The sequence below is a fragment of the Sporosarcina sp. 179-K 3D1 HS genome (assembly GCF_047228905.1).
Taxonomy (GTDB): Bacteria; Bacillota; Bacilli; order Bacillales_A; family Planococcaceae; genus Sporosarcina.
The window spans coordinates 386,722-406,603 of sequence record NZ_JBFEGI010000001.1; the positions used below are offsets into that span (position 1 = coordinate 386,722).

Annotated in this window: 18 protein-coding genes; 5 read left to right on the forward strand and 13 right to left on the reverse strand. The window is 44.9% G+C overall.

Annotated elements, in window-relative coordinates:
* Positions 1-140: 140 nt before the first annotated feature.
* Together AB1K83_RS01925 and AB1K83_RS01930 are read right to left on the reverse strand one after the other, a co-directional pair.
* Positions 141-584 carry a YlbF family regulator gene (locus AB1K83_RS01925; protein WP_413056456.1) on the reverse strand — a complete coding sequence of 148 codons (444 nt, stop codon included), beginning with the start codon at positions 582-584 and terminating at the stop codon, positions 141-143.
* 83 nt (positions 585-667) lie between these two features.
* On the reverse strand, positions 668-2,110 hold the full coding sequence (locus tag AB1K83_RS01930; protein WP_413056457.1) for a UDP-N-acetylmuramoyl-L-alanyl-D-glutamate--2,6-diaminopimelate ligase: 1,443 nt from the start codon (positions 2,108-2,110) through the stop codon (positions 668-670).
* A gap of 83 nt (positions 2,111-2,193) precedes the next feature.
* Between AB1K83_RS01930 and AB1K83_RS01935 the strand changes: the two genes are divergently transcribed.
* Complete coding sequence (locus tag AB1K83_RS01935) at positions 2,194-2,958, forward strand: aspartate kinase (protein ID WP_413056458.1); 765 nt, start codon at positions 2,194-2,196, stop codon at positions 2,956-2,958.
* A gap of 1 nt (position 2,959) precedes the next feature.
* Here AB1K83_RS01935 and AB1K83_RS01940 read toward each other — a convergent pair whose 3' ends face one another.
* Positions 2,960-4,036: a CAP domain-containing protein gene (locus tag AB1K83_RS01940; protein ID WP_413056459.1), complete on the reverse strand. Its 1,077-nt coding sequence runs from the start codon at positions 4,034-4,036 to the stop codon at positions 2,960-2,962.
* A gap of 379 nt (positions 4,037-4,415) precedes the next feature.
* Between AB1K83_RS01940 and AB1K83_RS01945 the strand changes: the two genes are divergently transcribed.
* On the forward strand, positions 4,416-4,832 hold the full coding sequence (locus AB1K83_RS01945) for a YugN family protein (RefSeq protein ID WP_413056460.1): 417 nt from the start codon (positions 4,416-4,418) through the stop codon (positions 4,830-4,832).
* Positions 4,833-4,977: 145 nt separating this feature from the next.
* On the forward strand, positions 4,978-6,036 hold the full coding sequence (gene ytvI / locus AB1K83_RS01950; RefSeq protein WP_413056461.1) for a sporulation integral membrane protein YtvI: 1,059 nt from the start codon (positions 4,978-4,980) through the stop codon (positions 6,034-6,036).
* A gap of 96 nt (positions 6,037-6,132) precedes the next feature.
* Here ytvI and AB1K83_RS01955 read toward each other — a convergent pair whose 3' ends face one another.
* From AB1K83_RS01955 to cyoE, 7 genes are all read right to left on the reverse strand, one after another.
* Entirely contained in the window at positions 6,133-6,594 is a 462-nt protein-coding gene (locus tag AB1K83_RS01955; protein ID WP_413056462.1) for a DUF420 domain-containing protein, read from the reverse strand.
* A gap of 15 nt (positions 6,595-6,609) precedes the next feature.
* Positions 6,610-7,572 carry a cytochrome c oxidase assembly factor CtaG gene (ctaG, locus tag AB1K83_RS01960; RefSeq protein WP_413056463.1) on the reverse strand — a complete coding sequence of 321 codons (963 nt, stop codon included), beginning with the start codon at positions 7,570-7,572 and terminating at the stop codon, positions 6,610-6,612.
* 145 nt (positions 7,573-7,717) lie between these two features.
* The gene (locus AB1K83_RS01965) at positions 7,718-8,065 is read right to left on the reverse strand and encodes a cytochrome C oxidase subunit IV family protein (protein WP_413056464.1); all 348 of its coding nucleotides are present in this window, start codon (positions 8,063-8,065) and stop codon (positions 7,718-7,720) included.
* A gap of 1 nt (position 8,066) precedes the next feature.
* A complete protein-coding gene (locus AB1K83_RS01970; protein WP_413056465.1) occupies positions 8,067-8,693 on the reverse strand; it encodes a cytochrome (ubi)quinol oxidase subunit III in 627 nt (208 codons plus the stop codon).
* Positions 8,693-10,567 carry a cytochrome c oxidase subunit I gene (locus tag AB1K83_RS01975; RefSeq protein WP_413056466.1) on the reverse strand — a complete coding sequence of 625 codons (1,875 nt, stop codon included), beginning with the start codon at positions 10,565-10,567 and terminating at the stop codon, positions 8,693-8,695. The genes AB1K83_RS01970 and AB1K83_RS01975 overlap by 1 nt, the downstream gene beginning before the upstream one ends.
* Before the next feature lie 33 nt (positions 10,568-10,600).
* A complete protein-coding gene (coxB, locus tag AB1K83_RS01980) occupies positions 10,601-11,662 on the reverse strand; it encodes a cytochrome c oxidase subunit II (protein ID WP_413056467.1) in 1,062 nt (353 codons plus the stop codon).
* A gap of 98 nt (positions 11,663-11,760) precedes the next feature.
* Positions 11,761-12,678: a heme o synthase gene (gene cyoE, locus AB1K83_RS01985; protein ID WP_413056468.1), complete on the reverse strand. Its 918-nt coding sequence runs from the start codon at positions 12,676-12,678 to the stop codon at positions 11,761-11,763.
* 389 nt (positions 12,679-13,067) lie between these two features.
* Here cyoE and AB1K83_RS01990 point away from each other — a divergent pair, with 389 nt between their 5' ends.
* The gene (locus AB1K83_RS01990) at positions 13,068-13,979 is read left to right on the forward strand and encodes a COX15/CtaA family protein (protein WP_413056469.1); all 912 of its coding nucleotides are present in this window, start codon (positions 13,068-13,070) and stop codon (positions 13,977-13,979) included.
* A gap of 94 nt (positions 13,980-14,073) precedes the next feature.
* Here AB1K83_RS01990 and pyc read toward each other — a convergent pair whose 3' ends face one another.
* From pyc to AB1K83_RS02005, 3 genes are all read right to left on the reverse strand, one after another.
* Positions 14,074-17,514: a pyruvate carboxylase gene (gene pyc, locus AB1K83_RS01995; RefSeq protein WP_413056470.1), complete on the reverse strand. Its 3,441-nt coding sequence runs from the start codon at positions 17,512-17,514 to the stop codon at positions 14,074-14,076.
* Positions 17,514-18,695 carry an FtsW/RodA/SpoVE family cell cycle protein gene (locus tag AB1K83_RS02000; protein WP_413056471.1) on the reverse strand — a complete coding sequence of 394 codons (1,182 nt, stop codon included), beginning with the start codon at positions 18,693-18,695 and terminating at the stop codon, positions 17,514-17,516. Before AB1K83_RS02000 ends, pyc begins: the two co-directional genes overlap by 1 nt.
* A gap of 213 nt (positions 18,696-18,908) precedes the next feature.
* The gene (locus AB1K83_RS02005; protein WP_413056472.1) at positions 18,909-19,190 is read right to left on the reverse strand and encodes a DUF1507 family protein; all 282 of its coding nucleotides are present in this window, start codon (positions 19,188-19,190) and stop codon (positions 18,909-18,911) included.
* Between the two features lie 182 nt (positions 19,191-19,372).
* Between AB1K83_RS02005 and AB1K83_RS02010 the strand changes: the two genes are divergently transcribed.
* A complete protein-coding gene (locus tag AB1K83_RS02010; protein WP_413056473.1) occupies positions 19,373-19,873 on the forward strand; it encodes a peptidyl-prolyl cis-trans isomerase in 501 nt (166 codons plus the stop codon).
* Positions 19,874-19,882: the final 9 nt, after the last annotated feature.

Here is a 19,882-nt window from a genome sequence, read left to right on the forward strand (position 1 = left end):
AGGCTGTCCGGAAAACCGGACGGCCTTTTGCGCGATGCGATCATATTTCTCAAGAACCGCCCATTACTCACCACAAGTGACCTCCAGGAATCCTGGCCCCGCACAGAAAAAAAGGCCGCCCGAGTGGACAGCCCTTGTTATCATGCTGAGCAGGAACAGCTTCCGCTTGTTCCGCAGCCGGTACCGCAGGATGAATCTGTGAAAAAGGCATTGCCGGTTGGCACCTTTACCGCTTCCGAAACGGACCTGGCAATATAAACTCCAATTTCATCCAACACTTGTTGAATATCGTTTTCCGCCAATCGCAATGCCGCGACTTGTTCATTCAAATCCAGCTCCCGCTTCTGTTGGCGGATGGCCTTCATTACTATATGGTAATCCGGGTGGTATCTCCCGAATCTTTGGACTTCTTCATATCGTTCTTTCATCTCATTGAACTTTCTGATCGACTGGACCAAGTTCGCGTCCGAATAGACTCGTTCATAAGCATGGTGGTATGCTGCCACCACTTCCGAATGCAACAGCATGTCGGCAAGTTCATCTGCCTGTTCGATGATGTCGAGCCATTCGTCGGTCATCATCATAAATTCATCCCTCCCATCCCGTCCATCATACCAGATTTAGAAGGAAGTGTGCATCTATCGCCGACTCAAATTTCGAGTGGATTTCATTTTCCCCTTGTTTCTTCCGCTTTTCCTTCATGTGTTTTTTCTGAAAGGGCCCGTTCCGCCTCCACCACATCTGAGAAAGGCAGGACACCCGTTGCTGTCTGTTGATATTTTTCATGGCCTTTGCCTGCAATCAACACAATGTCGCCAGGCGCGGCCCTGAAGATAGCTTGGCGAATAGCATCCTTTCGATCCAATACCGCTTCGACCGTCGAACAGTCCCCACCAAATCCTTCTTTGATGTCTTCCACAATGAGTGCGGGATCTTCATTACGCGGATTATCGGATGTTATGAAAACGAGTGATGAATAGCGGACGGCCAATTCCCCCATTTCCGCCCGCTTTCCTTTATCCCGTTCCCCCCCACAGCCGAAAACAGTGATGAGTTTTCCGTAACAACGGGTCGATAATGTTTGGAGGACGGCTTCCAGTGCATCCGGTGTATGGGCATAATCGATATACACCTGAATTCCATCCTGTTCCAAACGCTGCAACCTTCCCTCAGGCAACTCCAAAGTTCGGATATGGGGGACAATGTCATTTTCAGAATAACCAAGGACAATGAGTGCACTGACTGCTGCAATGGCATTCATTTTATTATAATCCCCAGGAATGGCGAGTTCGCGAAGAATCGAATCTGTCGAGGATCCGATCATGGATGTAATGCCAAAATGAACAGCAGGACGGCCCGAAGCCTCTGCCATAAGACGACATTGCTCATCGTCTTGATTGACAACGACAGCGTTGGCTTGGTGTAGCAATCGCTGCTTGGCTGCAATATAAGCTGCTCTTCCTCCATGTTCTTCATAATGGTCTTGGCCGATATTCAACAGAAGGCCTATATCGATATGGCAATGTGCCAACCTTGAGTTGGCAAGACCGATGGAGGAGGCTTCCAATACAACATGGGTCACCCCAAGGCTTTCGCAATAAGCTAATAGAGGATGTAAATATTCAGAAGGCAATGTCGTCATCTCCGGACACTCATATTCCACTTGGCAACCATCGATGAAAACACCAATCGTACCGATCACCGCACACCGAATGCCCACCCTTGCCAATAGTTGCCCGATGAAATGGGTGACGGTTGTTTTGCCGTTCGTCCCGGTTACTGCAATCACTGTCAATCTTTCGGAAGGATCTCCAGCAAGTCGTGCACTTGCATGGGATATGAATTTGCTGCAATCCGGGACTGTAATGATTGGCACATCTACCGGAAGTTCCGACAAGGAGGGACGATCCACGACAATGGCAATGGCCCCTCTTCGAATCGCTTCTTCTATATAATTTGCTCCATTTTGACGCTTCCCTTTTCTCGCTACGAAGATGAACCCCTTTTCCACAGTAGCGGCCCGTTCCGTTATGCCCGTGACCTGACTCCAAAGTTGTCCCCCGGTGACTGTACAAGGCCAGTCTTTCAGTAGCTCCGTTACATGCAACACCCCTCTCCCCTTCCCGAACATTTTCGAAAAAAACGAATATATTGAGAGCGAACATACTTTATCGTATGAACAAGAAGGTATGAATGTCACGAAGAAAGTTGGGGGTCTGTATGATCGTCCAGAAATTTGGCGGAATCGCCATGAGAGATGAACAAATGAGAGCCGCCTGTATCACCCATATAAGAGAAGGATTAAATACGTATCACCATGTATTAGTCGTTGTCTCTGCAATCGGAAGGATGCATGATCCATACTCGACAGATAGTCTGTTGCAATTGACAACCGCTTTTTCATCGGCAAAAAAAGCCCGGGATCTAGCAGCTGCCTGCGGCGAATTGATCGCCGCCGCTGTATTATCCGCAGAATTAAAGGAAGCTGGCATTCCTAATCTCGTGCTGCATGGAAGGCGTGCCGGCATTATAACAAGCGGGGAGTTCGGCGACGCGACCATTGAATCGATTGACACGACAGCGATTCTTTCAGAATTTCAAGAGGAAGGAACCCGGTGCCTCATCATTCCGGGCTTTCAGGGAGTCAATGCAAAAGGCGATATGATGACACTCGGCAGGGGAGGTAGTGATTTGACCGCCATTGCACTCGGAGCGGCATTACAGGTCGATCATGTTGCGTTTTATAAAGACGTACCGGGAGTTATGACGAATGACCCGAAACAAGTTTCGGCTGCACGTAAACTGGACTCGATTTCAATGAAGGATTTCCTGCCACTTCTCGATTGTGAGAAACCAATTATCCAAAAACGAGCGGCCTTGCACGCCCTGAATACAAAAATACCCCTTTACATAAGGGGCATTTGCCATTCAGAAGAGGGGACTTGGGTATTGCCGTAATTCATTCCTGTTCCGGCTCAGGTTCCTCAACATTTCTCCGAATCATATCCTGAGTATAGTATCTCCCATAGGCGCCTGCGCCGATATGAGTGAATTCTTTATCGAGCAGGACATTCCGGTGAGCTGTGGAATTAAGCCAACCATGGACCGCTTCAATAGCATCGACATAATTGAACGCGATATTTTCTCCCGCTTTCTTATGTACGATTTCAGCTTCCTTCAACCGGTTGGCCAGATTTCCGGTCCCAGGCGATTCATGAGAAAAATAATTCTCAATCGCCATATCCTTGCTATGTTCACTAGCCACAACATCTAATTGTTCATCCCAAATAAGCTCCTCGAAGCCGTGTTTTTTCCGATAGTGATTTGTCAATTCAAAAATTTGAAGTTCCATGGCATGATCCACCTCCATCTGTACAGTGGAGGAAGGACGTTCCGCAGTTACTACATTGCCCATATACGCCATATCGTATGGCTGCTGGATGACCAACATGACCGGATCAATAAAACGAACTGCTTCCAGTTCACCATCCACTTCATCGATATACAGTTGGGCACATACTCCTTCATATGGAACCAACACACGATTTTTCATATCATCGCCGTTCAGCGTGAATGTATAGATATTATTGTCCACCTTGACATTGACTTCCGATTCCCAAATCGTAAAGCGCTGGATCTCTTCGACGCTTTGACTGATTTGAAATGGGGTAACATCCGCTGCTACATCTGCGCTATAAATCTGTGCAACCACTCCGTCTTTGACGCCAGCCATCAACCGGTCAGCCCCTCGGTACACCCACCAATGGAATCCATAACCAGACGGTTCCTTCCGATCGGGCTCCCCGAATGCTTCAACCAGCACATCTACATCCTTGCCAACATAAGTGGAAAGCCCTTTGGTCGGCCGAGCCAAAGCGTTCATTGAAGACCCATCGCCCGCTTCGGGAACAGGAATGGGATTCCCATGATTGACAGGTGATTCAAGGAGCTCGTTTTCCAATACCCGATCATCCATATAATAAAGAAAGGCGAGGACTAGGATAAGAAGTATTCCAATTTTCCAAATTACTTTCATATAAGCGTCCCGCTCCCTTGCATAAATTTAATATATTTGTATTCGAATGAAATGCTCCGCCACGCCGGTAACATCCTAGATCCCGCTACTCCCTCTAAACTGGTACTTCTATTCCAGACCAGTACTCGCAGTGTAAACAATCAGTATACCGCATTCCCTATCGGACATGAAATATTTTAATTCGAACAGAATGAGTTTGAGAAGAAAGTCACTGCTCTTTTATTATACTTCGTCATTAGTGGGTATAGTTTAAATATTATATTATTTTTCTATGACCAATATTTGCTGACACAATGTTGTCATTGCAACTAGACTCATTTTGTTCTATTATTAATAGGTATAGGGAAGTGGCTGGACTAAAAATAAGGAGGATCTTACGATGTATATTGAAAATACAGGCATTGAAAATATTCTTGCAGATGTAACCGTATTGGATGAAATCATGACGAAACATGACTTGATCCGTGCTGGTCAATGGGATTACGAGCGTGTTACTTACGATAAAAAATATGTAGTGAAAGAAGGCACATATTATTTACGCGTATTTGGCGTTGCAACAGAAGGGGATGTTGACGCACGCGATGCGATCATCCAACTGAAAAAGCCGGTTATCGGAAAATACTACTACCCATTTGGCGTTGAATATGGGGAAGAGGAACATTTCCCGGCCAGCCTATTGAAAGATTGTGCAGCTACTTTAAAAGCGGTGAATGAAGAACTTAAAGCATATAACTTGACAGTAGCAGCAGAAGTACAAGAGGTCAAGAAAGAAAAGCAGCCTGCACTAACAAAATAATATATATTTAAAAACCGGAGAGCGCCTCGTTCTCCGGTTTTTTCTATACAGCTGGTTCAATCCGCTCACTTTCCTAAATTGTCCTATTCAATCCCCCCTCTTTTGGTTATAATTAAAATAGTGAATTTTTTTGGGGGAATGACGGTTGGCAAAATGGCTTACGAAACGAAACTTTATCATATTATTAAGTATTCTCTTTATCATTTTCTTGTTTTTATTTATTGTTCCGGTTTCCTTACCTATCATCTTCGCGATGCTCACCGCTTTGCTAATCGACCCTCTTGTACGGCTAGCGGAAAAACGATTTAAATGGAGTCGGAAGATTTCCGTCATCTCGGTATTCATCTTCATCCTCGCTTTCGTCACTTCCATTTTATATTATACGGTTACACGATTAATCGGGAAAATCATTCATTTTACGAAAGAAGCCCCCAATTATTTCAACTCGATGTCGGGGTTATGGATTGACACGCAAAACAAATTGTTCCAATATACGGCTGGCATGCCCGACGATGTGGTCAAAGCGATTCAAAAAGAGTTTAAGAGCGTTTTTGAATCCATCCGAGATTCCATATTGGATCTCTTGAGTTACCAACGGATCATGGATCTAATGACTGAAATTCCAAACCTCCTTGTCGGATTACTCGTCTATCTAATTGCCCTCTTTTTGTTCATGCTTGAATTGCCAGAACTCAAAAGGTTGCTCTTCAGGCATCTCACAACAGCGACAGCAGAGAAAGTTCGATATATGATCACTAAATTGAATTCCGTCATTTTCGGTTTCATGAAGGCACAGCTTCTCGTCAGTTTCATCATTTTGGCCGTTACGTTTATCGGCTTGCTCATCATCTCGCCAAAATATGCCGTCGTCATGTCCCTCGTCATTTGGATCATTGATGTCATTCCAATTCTTGGATCGATCATCGTCCTTGCCCCATGGTCACTCTATCAATTTATTAGTGGAGATGTTGCAATGGGAACCAAATTGGCGATTTTAGCTGCTATCCTGCTCATCATCCGCAGGACGGTCGAACCGAAAGTAATGGGCTCTCAAATAGGATTGTCGCCACTGCCAACACTAATTGCCATGTTCATCGGATTGAAATTGATGGGCTTCCTCGGATTTTTCGTGGGTCCTCTCGTCGTTATCCTATTTACAACTGCAAGAGAAGCCGGGATTATTAAACTGAACTTTAGGATCTAACTTGCTTCAGCGGAAGTCTCCTATTTCCATAAATGACGTGATGGAATTGATTAAACAAAAAACACGCGACCGTCTGCTCACGGTCGCGTGTTTTATTTAGAATCCTAATATTGCCTTAAATACAGACGTAGTTTCTCCGCCTTTATAGAAAATGTACAGCAGCAGATAGACAGCAACACCTGTAATGGCGGTGAAGAACCAAACAATACTGGTGACAGGTCCGATCTTTCGGTGGCGCACCAAATTATTCTTAAGCCCTGCATAGATTGTGATAATCCCAAAAACAGCTCCAGTTGTAGCCAAAAAGATGTGAAAGATAAGAAATGTCGTGTAATAGACCTTTAAGTGGTCCGGTCCGCCAAAAGCGGTATTTCCAATAAATATGGTCCGCGAGAGATAAATGATAAAGAAGAGCAATGCCGAAACCGCTGCTGCCAGCATGGTCTTCTTATGTGCTTCCACTTTCTTATTCCAAATCAAATACCACCCGATTGCAACCAGCACAGCCGACAAAACGATAAAAAAGGTGCTGATTGTTGGTAGTAATGGGACATCCATACTATTTCTCCCCTATCAAGAGCCGTGCATCGTCAACTTTTGACGTTCTAATAAATCTCTTTTTGTTATTTCATCGGCATTGTTCTGTTCTTCTTTATACCATTTAATGAATATCTTACCAATCACTACCACATAGATGACTTCTTGAATTATTTTCATCAAGATACCGCCGAGTTGTTGGTCATACAGTGTCGGCATTTTCGTGAATAATTCCGGCCCTGAAATGCCTAAACCGGAAAGTCCGGCTAGCATGCTACCAGGGACACAGAGTGCCATCGCTTGCAACCATGCTTCCCCGCTACTATACGTTTCATAAACAGGAACATCTACGAAAATGATGAGTGAACAGGCTGGTGTGATCAAAATGGCGCTCAGGATTACATACCCGATTTTTTTCAAACCATGAAGTTGAGGTTGTCCTTCAACGGTATTGACGAGCGGCCACCATAGAAATATGGAGGAAATGAATAATGTAATGGTGAACAACGCATGTAAGATAATATTAAGCTTTACTTGATCCAGGATAAATGGATAGTGGTATAGCGAGAACATGATTGTGAATAGCATGAGGCTAAGAACCGGCTTTGTGAAGAAACGCATCACCTGATCCACCATCTTGATATCCAAAGCTTTTTTCCACATCCAATTTGGAATCCCGATAATTAAAAAAGGAGCAACCATCAGTAGAAGAAGCGCCATTTGCGCCATATGGACCGAGAATAGAATATGACCCATCAAGTCCATCGGCGAGCCCTTCACGATATAAAGAAGAATCATCGAAGCAAGGAAATACCCTAGCTCCTTCCGAGTCAACTTCTCTTCCCCTTCAAACTTATGTCTCCATTTTTTCGTCAATAACAAGTACAAACCAATAGCTACAAGGATCGATAAGAAAAACCAAGGACTCCAAAGTGCGCGAAATCCGAATATGCTTAAAGGCAACATTGCCATCGCTCCTTCAATAAAGTCTTCCTCCATTATAAATCCTACCGCCCATGAACACAATGAACGAACTATGACAAATCGCTATTTCTCGACATTCACGCACTCACTGAAAGCCACCATGTCTCCAAAAAAAGAAAGCCTAGGGAAGAATGATCTTCCCTAGGCTTTCCCACCAGTATTACCACCATACAATCGTTACGAATGTTAACGGAATGAGGAAGCCGAGCAGAGCGCCCGTGAACATGAACATTTGTGGAATACCATGTCCTTTTTCACTCATGTGCATGAAGTAATACAATTGTAAACCTACTTGGACTGCTGCGAATAGCATGATGACCGGAATGATAAAGAATTTCGAGAATCCAGCGACTCCGGATTCAAACATTACGACCATGGAGAACGATAGCAATGTGAGGAAGATCATCAATGAGAACATCATGACCTGCGCACGCATGGCTTGCTTTCCACGCCGCTTTCCCATCTCCATTTCAGCAGGAGTCTTTTTATATACTTGAATGTCCGCCATATTAACCTACCACTCCCATCAAGTAGACTACAGTGAAGATGAACACCCAGACAACGTCGATAAAGTGCCAGTACAGCGAGAATGTGTAGTATTTCGTCGCATTGTACAAATTAAGGCCACGTTTTGCGTTACGGAAAATCAAGAGCGTAATCCAGACAAGTCCGACGGCAACGTGGAAGCCGTGTGTTCCGACTAGCGTATAGAACGAAGAACTAAACGCACTGTTTCCATACGTGAAGCCAAGTTGTACATAATGAGAGAACTCATATACTTCAAGCATCAAGAACCCAAGCCCTAAGAAAGCAGTAATCCCAAGCCAAAGCTGCATTTTCTTGAAGTTATAGTTTTTCAGGTGATACATTGCATATACACTTGTCAATGACGATGTCAAAAGAAGCATTGTCATGACGAAGACAAGCGGCAACTCGTAAAGTCCCTGTGTCGTGAATTCCAAGCCGCTTGGCCCTTTATTCTTCAATGCCATATATGTCGCAAAAAGAGTTGCGAAGAGAATCGTTTCCCCTCCAAGGAAGAGCCAGAAACCGACAAACTTATTCTTCGCTTCCAGTGTCGCTTTTTCCGGATGATCCGGCCACGTTTCAGGGGTGAATTGTTTATTCAAATCCATCAGTTTTGACCCCCTTCACGTTTTATATCCTGTAGCAATTCTTCTTTCTTCACATAGTAGCCCAAATCGTCTTTCACAGAGCGAGCAGACATCGCAACGAATGTCCATGCCAAACCGAAGACGAGAACCGGTAGACCCCATGATGTTTCAGCGCGGAACATCGCACCGAATCCAGCGATGAAGAGACCCAATGACATAAGGAATGGAATGATAGAACCGTGCGGCATGTGAATGTCTTGAACAGGTTCAGCAGGTGTTAATCCTGACTTATTACCTTCCTGCTTTTCAATCCATACTGTATCCAATCCACGGACAAGTGGAGTTTGGGCAAAGTTGTAATAAACTGGCGGTGAGCCGAGTGCCCATTCAAGCGTACGTCCGTCACCCCATGGGTCATTTGCAACTTTCACATTTCTAACAGAAGTCATCACGATGTTGATGACAAGTACGATCACACCAATCGCCATTAAAATGGCACCGATCGTACTGATGTAGTTAGCAGTGTTCCAACCTTGTCCGTCCATGTAAGTCCAGACACGACGCGGCATTCCCCAGAAACCTAACCAGTGTTGGATTAGGAATGTCATATGGAAACCAATGAAGAAGAACCAGAATGTAACTTTACCAAGTTTTTCGTTCAGCATTGTACCGAACATTTTTGGCCACCATAAGTGTGTAGCTGCCAAAATTGCGAGTACTACCCCACCAACGATAACGTAGTGGAAGTGAGCAACTATAAAGTAAGAGTCGTGTAATTGATAGTCAAGCGGTGCAGCACCTTGCATGACACCTGTAACCCCACCCATGACGAACGATGGAATGAATCCGAGTGCATATAGCATTGGAGTCGTAACTTTAATGCTACCGCCCCAAATCGTCAACAACCAGTTGAAGATCTTAACCCCGGTCGGTACGGCAATCGCCATTGTCGCAACCGCGAAAATCGCGTTTGCAGTCGGTCCAAGACCTACTGTGAACATATGGTGAGCCCAAACCATGAAGCCAAGGAAACCGATTAGCACCGTAGCGAAAACCATGGACGGATAACCGAACAGGCGCTTACGGGAGAAAATCGAGAAAATTTCAGAGAAAATACCGAAAGCCGGCAAAATCAGAATGTAAACTTCAGGGTGACCAAAAATCCAGAAGATATGCTCCCAAATAATTGTGTTTCCACCCATTGTATGGTCAAAGAAGTTACCACCGAACATACGGTCGAACGTCAAGAAGAACAAACCGACAGTTAGTGGAGGGAATGCGAAAAGAATCATCGCTGATGCTACGAACGTAGTCCATGTAAACAATGGCATACGCATGTATGTCATACCAGGGGCACGCATGTTAATAATCGTAACAAGGAAGTTAATCCCTGCCATTAACGTACCACCACCGGCAATTTGAAGACCGATTGCATAGAAGTCGATGCCATGTCCTTCAGATGCAAGGGAAAGTGACGCGTAAGACGTCCACCCAGCATCCGGTACTTGGCCGACTAGCCATGAAATATTAAGGAATAATCCTCCGAAGAAGAACATCCAGAACCCTAACGAGTTGATAAATGGAAACGCAACATCCCGTGCTCCGATTTGGAGCGGCATAATCGCGTTCATAAAACCGAATAATATCGGCATCGCTGCAAGGAAGATCATTGTCGTACCGTGCATTGTGATCAAATCATTGAAAAGACCAGCACTGACAAGATCGCTGTTCGGCTTTAAGAGCTGCAAACGAATAATCATCGCTTCTATACCACCGAGTACGAAGAAGAATCCTCCGCCCAGAAAATACAGAATCCCGATTTTCTTATGGTCGACTGTTGTCATCCAGTCCCATAACGTTGCGCCAAAACCCTTTTTTTGAGCAACTGAACTCACTATTTTTACCTCCTCTACAAATTCACGTTACAATCATTTCTCAACAGACAAGCCCATGAGATACTCGGAAAGCGCATCTAGTTCCGCATCAGTTAGTTGAGGGAAAGATGGCATTGTGTTTCCTGGTTTATGCTTTTGTGTATCTACGATCCATGCTTTCAGATCCTCTTCCGTATGATCCATAAATCCGGCTACGCGGTTACGGTCACCGAAAGTGGCAAGGTTAGGTCCTTGCGCGCCTGTTTCACCCACACCGGAAACTGCATGACATCCAATACAGCTTTGTTGGAATATCTCTTCCCCTTGTGGATTTGCAACTACATGGTTATCAGCAGTCGCCTGCATGGCAGCAACCCACTGATCAAATTCTGCACGTGGCAATGTTTTTACTTTAAAGTCCATAAGTGCGTGTGATGGTCCACAGAGTTCCGCACATTTTCCGTAGAATACTCCATCTTTCAGATCTTTTGATTCTTTTTCAAATACTAAATAGAATTTATTGACGTTTTCAACGTTATTGTCCAACTTACCACCCACCGCTGGAATCCAGAATGAGTGTTTGACATCCGCGGCAAGTAGATTAAAGTATACTCTTTCATCAGTAGGAACGACTAATTCCTGAGCAGTCACGATACCGAGATCAGGATACTCGAATTCCCACCAATATAATTTCGCAGTTACATCAACTACCAAATTCTCTGCATTTCCTTCATCATCCACGGCACCCATTGCCGTAACATCCCCTAATTTATATGTGTAATAAACCGTAGGGACAGCTAGTAGCAGGACTAGAAGAATTGGAATGATTGTCCAAACCAGTTCTAGTGTGTGGCTTCCTTCAACTTGTTCAGGAACATGTTGTTCGCCAAGTTTCGAACGACGGAAACGAACAAGTGCAATTACGTAGATGGTGACGACAACAAGAATAACGAACAACATAATTGCTGATGCCAATAGCAGTAAATTGAATTGGTCCTTTCCAACTTGGCCGGCAGGAAGAAGCGTGGAAAGCTCTTCTTGTCCGCATCCGGCAAGGAACACAGTCAAAGCTGCCAATAGAGAAAAGAGACGCCACTTTTTGAGTCCTTTCATCATCGCTTAATGATACCTCTCTTTCTAAAAAAGTGTTTTTCTTATTTATGAGGACTGATGACCTCTCTATGTGAATTCCTGTCGTTAAGAAAGAATTCCGGTTAGATAAAGATGGAAAAAATGATCATTGATACAAACAAGATCGTCATGTAGTTCAAAGAATAGATGAACATGGATGTTGCCCATTTCAAGTCATCTTTCGCCTTGAAACCTTTTAGTGCTAGGTAAAGCCACCCGAGGTTCAGCAGAGTTGCAAGCACTATGAATCCAATTCCTAAAGGCTTAAGTAAGAATGGCAGCGGCAACAGCAAGAGAACCCAGCCAAGCATTGACTTTTTCGTTCGAGCAAACCCTTTAACAACTGGCAGCATCGGTATATTCGCTGCTCGGTATTCTTCCGTCCGGCGCATCGCCAACGCATAGAAATGAGGCGGCTGCCAAATGAACATGATCAGAAATAGCGCCCATGCACCTAGGCCTAGCGACGGCTCAACAGCAGCCCATCCAATCAACGGTGGGATGGCTCCGGAAATACTCCCGACAATCGTATTGGCGACATGCTTTCGTTTCGACCACATCGAATAGAGTACAACATAACTAAAGACACCTGCAAGACCCCAAAAGCCTGCCGGTATGGATGCGGAAAACAAAAGTATTTCACCGAGAACAATGAATGTGAGTGCGAGTGCCAAAACAGCCGGTGCTTTAAAGCGGCCTGTCACAGTCGGTCTCGATTTTGTCCTTGTCATGATCGGATCGATATCGCGATCAATCAGATTATTCAGCGCCGCAGACCCGGCGATGATAAGTCCGGTTCCGGCAATCGCATAAACAAGAAGATCGAGGTTATGCAGGAATCCTCTGCCAGTGAATTGAAATGCCAGGAATAATCCGGTGAATGTCGTAATCAGATTCGAATTGACGATGCCGATTTTGATGAGTGCAAGGAAATCCTTGACAGCCGATGCCGTTTCCACTTCGGGTTTGACCGCCGTTGAAATAGTTCGACCGTTTGACATGTTCCCCCTCCTTTCAATGTTGTCAGCGAAAACCGCTATACATATAACTATATCGAAATTTAGGGATAATTTCTATACATAAACAAAAATTCCCCAAATTCCGTGTCGTCTCGACAAAAATCAAACAAAGCTTTCTTGTTTAATCTGCCCAATAGCTTCGCTGCATAAGGTCATATTTCGTTATAAACCTTCACCCTCCTTATGATAAATCATTTCACCAACTCATTTGTGAAGTTAATGGCTCTTTTTTATGAACAATTTGTGAAATGAAGGGATAGAGTGGCGATTTCCCTTGTTGGACATTGTTTTTTCGCTATTTATTCGTTATTATCGAAAAAGCAGGGGCCGTTTTCAGTAACGGTCATCACTTTAAAGTAGGTGTTTTACTTTTGCGATATAACAAATTTTTAAAATGGTTCGCGGTCGCATCGACTGTCGGAATGCTCCTTATACTTCTTGGCGGTGCTCTGGTGACCAAAACGGACAGTGGAATGGGATGCGGACGACATTGGCCGGGGTGCAATGGACAACTTATCCCCTCTGAAATCACCCCTGAGGTGCTTATCGAATTTTCCCATCGTCTCGTGACAGGGGCTGTCGGGATTTTAATAGTTGTTCTGGCTGTCTGGTCGTGGAAATCAATCGGCCATATCCGGGAAACTAAGTTTTTGGCGTTTATGGCTGTTTTCTTCCTTATTCTGCAGGCACTCATTGGAGCGGCCCAAGTGTTGTGGGGCCAAGGCGACTTTATTCTCGCCCTGCATTTCGGAATCTCGCTTATTTCATTCGCCGCTGTTCTTCTGTTAACCCTTCTCATTTTTGAAGTGGACCAAAAATTCGATACGGATAAGATTCGGATCGGAAAATCGTTGAAATGGCATACGATCGGTGTATCCATCTACTCATATATTGTCGTTTATACCGGTGCACTCGTACGCCATACGAATTCAGGACTTGTTTGCTCAGAGTGGCCGCTTTGTCGAAATGACCAGTTTGAACTTCCGGGAAATATGTACGAATGGGTTCAAATGGGGCACCGGGCTGCTGCAGCGCTTATCTTTATCTGGCTCGCAATCATCGCTATCCATGTCATTCGTCATTATAAAGACCAGCGCGCCATTCTGTGGGGCTGGATCATCGCCTTCATTTTAGTGACGGCACAGGTGATTACAGGGATGATAGTCATTTTGACCAAACTAAACCTTTACGTAGCTCTGCTTCATTCGCTCTTTATCTCTTTGCTATTCGGCTTATTGACCTATATGGTCCTACTCGTGTCGCGAAGCAAGGACAGCCGCTGATAAGGAACCGCTTTTCAACACTTCCTTATATTAACCATTAATACGGTAAATTAATAAAAGCATCCGGGACTTATCCCCGGATGCTTTTGTTGTATTATGCGTGTTCCAATTCGATGAGTAAGTCACCGGTTGCGATCGATTCACCAGCACTTACATGAATATCTTTGACGATACCATCAAACGGCGCTTGTATTGTCGTTTCCATTTTCATCGCTTCCGTGATCAGCATGTGCTCGCCCCGTCTCACTTTCGCCCCTTTGGAAACAGCAACTTTCAAGACAGTTCCTGGCATCGTTGCCGCGATATGCGACTCGTTGGAAGGGTCTGCTTTTTGTTTCCGTACTGTATCGGATTCGATGCTCATATCTTCGATGATAACTTCACGCGGTTGTCCGTTCAATTCGAAGTAGATGACGCGCGTTGCGTCCGATTGAGGTTCGCCAATGGAAACGAGCTTGATGATCAGCGTTTTCCCCTTTTCAATTTCCACTTCGATTTCTTCACCCAATCTCATTCCATAAAGGAACTCTGGCGTACTCAAGACCGAGACATCACCAAACAGATTATGCGTCGCGGAATACTCCTCAAACACTTTCGGATAGAGGGCGTACGCCAATACTTCATGACTGGTGACCGGACGTCCCAGTTTGTCATTCAACTCTTTACGGATTTTACCGAAATCTTCATCTTCGAGTAATTCCCCAGGACGCACTGTAATCGGCTCACGTCCCTTCAAGATTACCTTCTGAAGCTCTTCCGGGAATCCCCCGTACGGCTGCCCGATGTACCCTTCAAAAAACTCGATTACCGATTCCGGGAAGTCAATCGATTGGCCTCGCGTCAATACGGATTGTTCATCCAAATCGTTCTGTACCATGAACAACGCCATGTCTCCGACGACTTTAGAGGAAGGGGTCACTTTAACCACATCCCCGAACAGCAGGTTGACGCGGGAATACATATCCTTCACTTCATCCCATCTCTCGCCCAATCCGACCGCCTTCGCCTGTTGTTGAAGATTCGAATATTGACCGCCCGGCATTTCGTGTACATAGATTTCCGAATGAGGACTCATCATGCCGCTCTCAAAATGCTGATAGTATTTCCGGACGTCCTCCCAGTAGTACGACAAGTCTTCCAATGCTTTGACATCAGCTCGCACTTTGCGTTCCCCACCTTGCAAGGCATAGTGCAGGGAACTCGCTGATGGTTGGGAAGTCAAGCCGGCCATAGCGCCAAGCGCTGTATCGACAATGTCCACCCCTGCTTCGATCGCTCGCGCATACATGAAGATTCCGTTACCGCTCGTATCATGGGTATGCAAATGAATCGGCAATTCGACCGTTTCCTTTAATTCTGAAATCAAGCGATAAGCCGCTTCCGGTTTCAGCAATCCCGCCATATCTTTGATCGCTAAAATATGAGCGCCTGCCGCTTCCAGCTCTTTTGCCATTTCTTTATAGTATGCAACGGTATACTTTGCACGCGAGTCATCCAAAATATCACCAGAATAACAAATCGCCGCTTCGGCAATTTTACCCGAGGCGCGAGCTGAATCTATCGCAACTTCCATTCCTTTGATCCAATTCAAGCTGTCGAAGATACGAAATACGTCGATACCCGCTTCTGCCGATGTGGCAACAAACTCGCGAATGACATTGTCCGGATAGTTTTTATATCCTACTGCGTTAGCACCTCGAAGTAACATTTGGAATAGGACATTCGGAATTTGTTCACGAAGTTTCAGTAAACGATCCCATGGACTTTCTTTCAAGAAACGGTAGGCGACATCGAATGTAGCACCTCCCCACATCTCGTACGAAAACAGGTCAGGCATGAGCCGCGCCGACTCGGAAGCGATGGATGTGATATCCGCTGTCCGGACACGTGTGGCCAATAAGGATTGGTGTGCATCCCTGAACGTCGTATCCGTCAGAAGGACATCCTCCTGCTCCTTGATCCACTTGACGAGACCTTCCGCACCTCGTTCTTCCAAGATTTGCTTCGTACCAGCAGATGGTGGAGTCAGTAAATCGATTTTCGGCTTTCTGACTGGATGGAATAGCGGCTTCGACTGCTTCCCGATTCCAGGAAATCCATTGATCGTTACGTTTCCGATATAATTAAGCATCTTCGTCCCACGGTCTTTACGGTGTGGGAATAAAAATAATTCCGGTGTGGAATCAATGAAACCGGTGTCATAGTTACCTGTCAAGAAATTGCTATGCTTTACAACGTTTTCGAGAAACGGAATATTTGTTTTAATGCCCCGGATCCTGAATTCTTGCAAGTTCCGGTTCATCTTGCCGGCCGCCTCGCGGAAAGTCATCCCCCAAGTCGATACCTTAACGAGCAAGGAATCATAGTGGGGAGTGATGACAGCCCCTTGGAAACCGTTCCCCGCATCCAAACGGACACCAAAACCACCGCCTGATCGATAGACCATCAACTTTCCAGTATCCGGCATGAAATCATTCAATGGATCTTCAGTTGTCACCCGTGACTGGATGGCATAGCCGAATAGCGGAATGTTATCTTGTGCCGGAATGGCGGAAGGCCCTTCATGAAGATTTTGTCCATCCGCAATATGGATTTGAGCGTGGACTATATCAATCCCTGTCACCATTTCAGTAATCGTATGTTCCACTTGGATCCGCGGATTGACTTCAATGAAGTAGAACTTGCCGTCCGCGACGAGGAACTCGACAGTTCCCGCATTTATATAATCGACGTTCTTCATTAGTTTTACAGCAGCATCACAAATTTGATGGCGCAATTCATCTTTCAATGAAATCGAAGGTGCAATTTCAACCACTTTCTGATGACGGCGCTGGATGGAGCAATCACGTTCATACAGATGGATGACATTGCCGAACGCATCCCCCAAAATCTGGACTTCAATATGCTTCGGTTTGTTGATGAACTTCTCTACATACACCTCATCGGAACCGAATGCGGATTTAGCTTCTGATCTGGCTCGTTCGTAAGCTTCAAGCACTTCGTCCGCGGACTGAACAATCCGCATTCCCCGTCCCCCGCCGCCGAGCGAAGCTTTGATGATAATTGGATAACCATGTTCCGCTCCGAACGTCGAAACGTCTTCGACTGAAGTAACCGGACCGTCACTTCCTGGTATGACCGGGATTCCTGCTCTTATCGCCTGTTCCCGCGCCTTGACCTTATCCCCGAACATGTCCAGATGTTTAGAAGTCGGGCCAATAAAAATGATACCTTCCTCTTCCAAGCGACGGGCGAACTCCTCATTCTCCGCGAGGAAGCCGTACCCCGGATGCACTGCATTCGCTCCAGAATCCTTTGCAATCGCAATGATCCCCTCAATGTCGAGGTAAGCATCGATAGGTTTTTTCCCTTCTCCCACAAGGTAAGACTCGTCTGCCTTGTATCGATGGAATGAACCACTATCTTCCGTCGAATAGATGCCGACCGTTGGAATGTTCAATTCCGTACAAGCCCGGAATATCCGGATTGCAATTTCTCCCCGGTTGGCTACAAGAATCTTTTCAATCTTTTCCATCACAAGGCACTCCCTCTTCTCTTCATTTTTTCATATTTAGTGAATATTGAAACATTCATCAATATTCCTAAAGATAAAGATAACAGAATAATAGAAGTTCCGCCATAACTTATAAATGGCAGTGGAACCCCCGTGAGAGGAATTAGTCCTGTCAACCCTCCGAGGTTGACGAATGTCTGGATGCCAATCACACTGCCGACACCGGCAGCCAGCATGCGCGCATGTGGGTCTTTCGTCTGTAATGCAATATAGAGGGCTCTCAATACGATGAAGCCAAGGCCACCAATGACAATAAGCGTCCCGAACACACCGAGCTCTTCCGAAATAACGGCCATGATGACGTCCGTCTGCGGCTCAGGCAAATAACCAAGTTTTTGGACAGAATTCCCTAGACCTAGTCCTTTTACCCCACCCGTCCCAATTGCAATATATCCGTTTGCAATTTGATAACCCGAGCCTTGTAAATAATCAAAAGGATTTAAGAAAGACAGTAAACGACCTTTTCTGGAAGCGGTCATAACGAAATCCCATGCAAAATAGATGATCATGCCCACCGGAATCATTGCCATTACTACAATTCCGCTCAGTTTCATAAAGGTCTTTTTCTGTATTCCGCTTGCGGCTAATACGGAGAGTGCTCCGATAATGATGATAAAAGCCGTCCCGATATCCGTTTCGAACATGATCGAAACGATGGCCAGCACGAGTATCAAAATAGGTGGGCCAATCGATTTATTTATATTGTCAATCGTCCCTGCTTCATATTTTTTTGCGAAGACACTCGCAAAATAGACTATGATTATCAGCTTTGCCACCTCGGACGGTTGGATATTGCCTATAGGGGTCTTTATCCAGCTATTAGCTCCGACGTGATCTCCCGAACCGATAAAATGGACGGAGAATAGAAGGCAAAGGGTTCCGATCACAGAGAAGATCATCAATTTCTTTCGTTTATAATTTTTATAAGGAAAAAATGATGCCATGAAGAAAGCGGGTATCGCGATGGAAAGGTTCGTGAGCTGCTTTCGGTAATAGTGATCTGCAGCATAGTCATACCGATTTACGGCTGCCCCCATACTCGAGCTGTAAATCATGATCAACCCGAACATGCAGAGGATCAGATAGGTAAAAAACAGAGGAAAGTCAAAATGCTTCATTAAACGTTTTATATAGAGTTTCATAGCAAAACCTCTTCTTCAATCAATTAGGAAAAGCTCTTGTCCAGCGGTCGTACTTTAATTGTGTAGAAGTAGTGGAATCCCCCTAACATTAACGAGGTCCACTTCACCAAAGTTCCTCCACGCCGTTATAAAGACGGCTCACTACATTGCTTGCCATTGGATGAACGAAGTTAAACAAAAAACTCAAACTTTGGATGAGTTTGAGTCTTCAGCTTATTTTTTTGTATATAATTCATGGAGGACGTTCATTTCTTTTTCGAGCAGGGATAGGATTTCGTTCCCCTTATGTCGTTCAATAAGCCCAAGCTTCACCGCAAAATCGATTTCACGGGATAGTCCGTACATTTGAGTATCCAGGACTTCTTCGTATAAAGGGCACTGGGGCATTGTTAAATGGTCCATTTGCACCTTAATCAGTTGAGCTATCTTATCGGCATCGGCTTGAAGTTGCTTCAGAGCCTTTTCTTGGTATGTTTCTTGCAAATCAGTATCCATGAGGGTGCCCTCACCAACCTTTTTCTAATCGGTTATTATGAATAAATTGTATCTTTTGATACGTTAAAATGCAAGTGTTTCCCTTCCATATGAAGTTCATACTTTTACAAATGATTGTCCATTCTTCAAAAAAAGCTGTATACTGAAAAGGATTGGATATTGCGAAGTAGGAGGAAATGAATTTGGAATCTATCATTCCGATTAAAGGAAAGGTCCGGCATGTCATCACATTGGATCCGACAGTTTGGATATTTGATGATCGACGGATCGACCTGACAACGTATTTTACACAAGAACAGATTGAAATTGATGAAATGGAAGAATATAAAAAAGATATGGGCAAACACTGGTCCCGTGAAATTATGGAAGGAGCCACCTTCCCCCCTACCTTAAAAACCGAAAAAAAATACGAGAAGACAAAAATGCTGACGGGTACATTCGGGATTTTGCTATATCAATTTATCAAAATCGCCGAACCGACCGACGATGCCGAAACAATCGTGTTTGAACTCGCTAACGGGGAAGAGTATTCCATTCCTTTGGAAAAAGGGGATCAGCTCATCTTCCAATTCAGCGATGAAGGTAAACCGATCCGAGAGGAAGGACCAGTCCATCTTCTCTTCAAGGACGGCTCAAATCAAAACAATCCGATTCGAGGCATCCAGGCCATCCGAATCGATTGAAGGAGGGAT